Source organism: Mesorhizobium sp. M0052 (assembly GCF_040323255.1).
In the GTDB taxonomy this organism is placed as follows: Bacteria; Pseudomonadota; Alphaproteobacteria; order Rhizobiales; family Rhizobiaceae; genus Mesorhizobium.
On the sequence record NZ_JAMYUS010000054.1, the window covers coordinates 1 to 4,228 of the forward strand.

The window sequence follows — 4,228 nt, forward strand, 5'->3', positions numbered from 1 at the left end:
GTAGGGAGTAGGGAGTAGGGAGTAGGGAGTAGGGAGTAGGGAGTAGGGAGTAGGGAGTAGGGAGTAGGGAGTAGGGAGTAGGGAGGGAAGCTCCGCATTCCGTGCAAGGAGCAGCACCCACTGCTGCCTAATCCCTACTGCCTAAACCCTAGCCCTACCCAGCCTTCACCAGCACCGCGCTGTCGAACTCCAGCACCTTGTCGCCCGTCGAATCGAATCCTTCCGAGCGCAGCGCGAGCAGCCGCCAGCCGGGGCGATTGGCCAGCGGGCGGTGGGAGACGGCCGTGCGGGTGAAGGTGACGGTTTCTCCGGCATAGACCGGCTTTGGCCATTTCAGGCTCCTGAAGCCGGGGGAGGGGCCGAATTCTGGTACCGGGCCGGGTCCGGTCCATTGAGAAGCGTCCATAGGATTTTTGAGATTGAGCTTCATCCAGGTGGCCGCGGTGTGCCAGCCTGAGGCGCAGAGGCGGCCGAACACGCTTTTCTTCGCCGCCTCCTCGTCGACATGAAAGACCTGTGGATCGTATTTGCAGGCGAACGCCTTGATCGCCTCGGCTTCGAATGTGTGCGAACCGAGGTTGATGGTATCGCCGATGCGGAAGAACGCGTCGAGGCTCATGCGCCGGCCTCGCGGGTCAAGAACATGACAGTGTTCTCAAGTTCGAAGACGCTTTCACCGCGCTGGTTGAACAGTTCGCTGCGCAAGGTGACGAGGCCGAGCTGAGGCCTGGATTTCGACAGGCGCCTGGCAAGCACGCTGGTGCTGCCGGCCAGTGTGTCGCCGGCCAGCACCGGCTTCTTCCATTTGACCTGGTCGATGCCGGGCGCGCCTTGCGCGGTCGAGTCGAGCAGGAAGGCGTCGCACAGCATGCGCATGAAGATCGCGCAGGTGTGCCAGCCGGAGGCGGCCAAGCCGCCAAGGATGCTGGCCTTGCCGGCGGCTTCGTCGAGATGCATCGGCTGCGGGTCGAATTCGGTGGCGAATTCGATGATTTCGGCCGCACTCACCTGCTTGGCGCCGAGGTCGATCGATGCGCCCTCGGTGAAATCCTCGTAGGCCCAGCTTTTTGCGGTCATGATCCCAATCCGGTTGTACGATCACCGGGCATCCGGATGCCGTCCGGGCGGCGTTTGGTCAAGCGAATTCTATTGGGCCTACAACCAGCCGCGGCGGCGGAAATACCAGAACGGCAGGATCGCCGACAGGATCATCAGGCCGATGGCGAAGGGATAGCCGAGCTCCCATTTCAGCTCCGGGATGACGTCGAAATTCATGCCGTAGATCGAAGCCACCAGCGTCGGCGGCAGGAAGATGACGGCGGCGACCGAGAAGATCTTGATGATGGCGTTCTGCTCGATCGAGATCATGCCGAGCGTCGCGTCGAGCAGGAACGAGATCTTCTGCGACAGGAAGGTGGCGTGGTCGGCGAGCGACAGCACGTCGCGCGATACTGTCTTGATGCGGGCGCGGACGTCCTTGCTCATCTTGATCTGGGTCGCGACATGGGCAAGGAAGCCGGTGAGGCGCTGCAGCGAGATCAGGCTGTCGCGGATCGAGGAGGCAATGTCTTCCTTGCGGCCTATGGCCTTGAGCAGTTCCTGGAAATCGCGATTGCGCTTGTTCACCTTGGTCGACCGCGCCTCGAAGATGTCGCGCGAGATCGTCTCGATGTCACGGCCGGCGCGTTCGAGAATATCGGCTAGGCGATCGACGATCGCCTCCAGCAGGCCGATCAGGATGGTGTTGCCGGTGGTGCAGCCTGTCGCCACCTTCTCGGCGCGCAGGGGAAAGGTCTTGAACGCCTTCGGCTCATGATAGCGGATGGTGACCAGTCTCGGGCCGGCAAGCACAAAGGTAACCGGTGACATCAAGGGATCATCGATTTCGGTCTGCGCCGGCAAGGTGGCGGTCATGAAGTAGGCGCCGTCCTCGATGTAGAGGCGGCTCGAAATCTCGATCTCCTCCATCTCCTCGCGCGTCGGGATGGCAACGCCGAGCCAGGTCTCGATCGCTGTTTCTTCTTCCTTGGTCGGGTTGAGAAGGTCGGCCCAGACGACGTGATCGCCATTGGCAACGAGATCGTCGGCGGGGCGCAGGCGGTCATTGTCGACGACGAAGGCCTTGATCATCGTCGGTCTCCCTTGGCGGATTAAAGGGTGCGTTCAGATTGACGCGTCGTGTCAGATTGCACGGCTCTTCGCCGCGTGAGCCGACCGTGCGCCCGCCGCTTAGACTTGTGAGGTGACAAAATCAAGACAGGCGACCGAATGGCAGGACGGGCTCCGGCCGCTTGAAAACCCTTGTCGAGGGGCTGATACCGTTGCCGCTGTTGGACCTGGTCTATCTCCCCCAAGCTCGTCGTGGTACAGCCGACCCAAAAGCCTCGTTGTGAACAAATTCCTAGAGTATTTCTTAGAGTGACGTTTACAATGTCTATGCCACTCTTCCATCAACACGGAAGGTGATTTGATGGCCGAAACATCAATCGAATGGACAGATGCGACCTGGAACCCGGTCGCCGGCTGCACCATCCTCACTGCCGGATGTACAAATTGCTACGCGATGAGGATGGCTGCTCGGCTGGAGGCCATGGGAGTCGACAAGTATGCGGGGGTGACACGCAAAACCGGCGGCAAAGCGAAATGGACAGGCAAGATTAAGCTCGATCACGCATCGCTTTCTGTTCCGCAAGAATGGAAGAAACCCAAGCGTGTCTTCGTAAACTCAATGTCGGATCTCTTCCATGCGGAAGTGCCAACGGCCTTCATCGCTGAGATATGGCAGGTCATGGCAGCTACGCCTCGCCACACTTATCAAATTCTGACAAAGCGGCCCGATAGGATGTCGGAAGTACTTTCCTCCCCCGAGTTTAATGTGCTTCCGAACGTCTGGCTCGGCACCAGTGTCGAAGATAGTCGTGTGCTGTACAGGCTGGATGAACTCCGGGCGGTTCCTGCGGCCGTGAGATTTGTTTCATTCGAACCCCTGATCGGCTCTGTCGCCGGCGCCAATCTTAAAAGCATTCACTGGGCAATCGTCGGAGGCGAAAGCGGACCGCAGGCTAGGCCGCTAGACACCCGATGGGTGGACGAGATTTTCGACCAATGCACCGATGCGGACACAGCGTTCTTCTTCAAACAGTGGGGCGGCAAGAACAAGAAGGTGACAGGCCGCACCTATCGTGACCGGCTTTGGGACGATCTTCCCGATTTGAGAATATGAGAGGCCATCTTTGTCGCTAGTGCGACTGCGGCCGGACTAGTGTTTGACACAGCGAAAAAAAGTGAAGCCAGTGGCGCGCCGCCTTTGTGATGAAGGCGAACTGGGTCCAAAACAGCCCCTTTGAATACTGTGCGCAGGCGCTCCTTCACGTAGGATTCGATAGCGTTCACATCCGCTCGTCGAACTGCTTGCCCGTTCGTTTCGAATAGGTCTTGGCGCGCACCTTCGTGACCATACCAACGCTCCCGCCAATCGGTTGCTCCTAGAACGCGATCCAGGCTTGCCTGCTTGCTCGGATCGAGCTTTGCTGGGTCATGGGGAGCATTTCGGTAGAGACCTGATAACGGAAAGAAATACCAACAGTCTAAGGCTTCTGTTGCTGCGATGGCCTTTACCGTGTTCCAGGAAACCTCCATGCCGTAGGGATCGAGAAAGACAACGCCACGAATTCCACGGCCGACAGTCTCCGGTCCGCGCCAATTTGTGCGCTTGCAAAGGCGCTGGACAAGATCGTTAGCATCCCCGTTTCGAGCAATTATCTTGCGATCGGGATACTCAGAGATCAGCTCCTCGAGCTGCGCAAAACGGGAATTATCTTGTTCGATCAGCACGATAGAATGCATCGGCGGGTCGACCTCGATTGCAATCCTGGCTGATCCCCGTGTGGTTACTTCTTCTGGTTCTGCCATTTCTGAACCGAAGAGAGGAAGACCGGGGCGGACTTCTGTACGGGTCCCCGAGCCGGCAAAAGCGTCGATGTAAACGCAAGCGAAATCCTGATCGCGCAAAGCGATAGCGAAGGCTTGGAGATATTCCTGTAAGCAACGGAGCTTTTTAGGGGTGTCTGGCCCCCCAAAGACGTGTGTTACCATCGTCGTCATCCTCCACCCTCGTACATCGATACGCAGAATGAGTGGAGTGGTTGTGTGCGTCAAGTTCTGCAAAATGGGCGATCATGATGCTGGTCATGCGGCTTGGCGCAGAGCGAGCTTCTTGTGCTCGCGC

The 4,228-nt window shown here is 58.6% G+C and carries 5 protein-coding genes; 1 reads left to right on the plus strand and 4 read right to left on the minus strand.

Annotated features, from left to right (window positions below; genetic code table 11):
* Nucleotides 1–154: 154 nt before the first annotated feature.
* The 3 genes from NKJ77_RS32215 to corA form a co-directional block, all read right to left on the minus strand.
* Nucleotides 155–619, minus strand: coding sequence for a MaoC family dehydratase (locus tag NKJ77_RS32215; RefSeq protein WP_023686135.1), 465 nt, complete (start codon nucleotides 617–619; stop codon nucleotides 155–157).
* On the minus strand, nucleotides 616–1,077 hold the full coding sequence (locus NKJ77_RS32220; protein WP_023670033.1) for a MaoC family dehydratase: 462 nt from the start codon (nucleotides 1,075–1,077) through the stop codon (nucleotides 616–618). Before NKJ77_RS32220 ends, NKJ77_RS32215 begins: the two co-directional genes overlap by 4 nt.
* Before the next feature lie 78 nt (nucleotides 1,078–1,155).
* On the minus strand, nucleotides 1,156–2,130 hold the full coding sequence (corA, locus tag NKJ77_RS32225; RefSeq protein ID WP_023695808.1) for a magnesium/cobalt transporter CorA: 975 nt from the start codon (nucleotides 2,128–2,130) through the stop codon (nucleotides 1,156–1,158).
* 340 nt (nucleotides 2,131–2,470) lie between these two features.
* Here corA and NKJ77_RS32230 point away from each other — a divergent pair, with 340 nt between their 5' ends.
* The gene (locus tag NKJ77_RS32230) at nucleotides 2,471–3,223 is read left to right on the plus strand and encodes a DUF5131 family protein (RefSeq protein ID WP_023683701.1); all 753 of its coding nucleotides are present in this window, start codon (nucleotides 2,471–2,473) and stop codon (nucleotides 3,221–3,223) included.
* Here NKJ77_RS32230 and NKJ77_RS32235 read toward each other — a convergent pair.
* On the minus strand, nucleotides 3,178–4,104 hold the full coding sequence (locus tag NKJ77_RS32235; RefSeq protein WP_084627161.1) for a three-Cys-motif partner protein TcmP: 927 nt from the start codon (nucleotides 4,102–4,104) through the stop codon (nucleotides 3,178–3,180). The genes NKJ77_RS32230 and NKJ77_RS32235 overlap by 46 nt on opposite strands.
* Nucleotides 4,105–4,228: the final 124 nt, after the last annotated feature.

Coding starts and splice junctions, on each gene's coding strand:
- corA (WP_023695808.1), bottom strand. CDS start 2,130: ATGATCAAGGCCTTCGTCGTCGACAATGACCGCCTGCGCCCCGCCGAC.
- NKJ77_RS32220 (WP_023670033.1), bottom strand. CDS start 1,077: ATGACCGCAAAAAGCTGGGCCTACGAGGATTTCACCGAGGGCGCATCG.
- NKJ77_RS32230 (WP_023683701.1), top strand. CDS start 2,471: ATGGCCGAAACATCAATCGAATGGACAGATGCGACCTGGAACCCGGTC.
- NKJ77_RS32235 (WP_084627161.1), bottom strand. CDS start 4,104: ATGACGACGATGGTAACACACGTCTTTGGGGGGCCAGACACCCCTAAA.
- NKJ77_RS32215 (WP_023686135.1), bottom strand. CDS start 619: ATGAGCCTCGACGCGTTCTTCCGCATCGGCGATACCATCAACCTCGGT.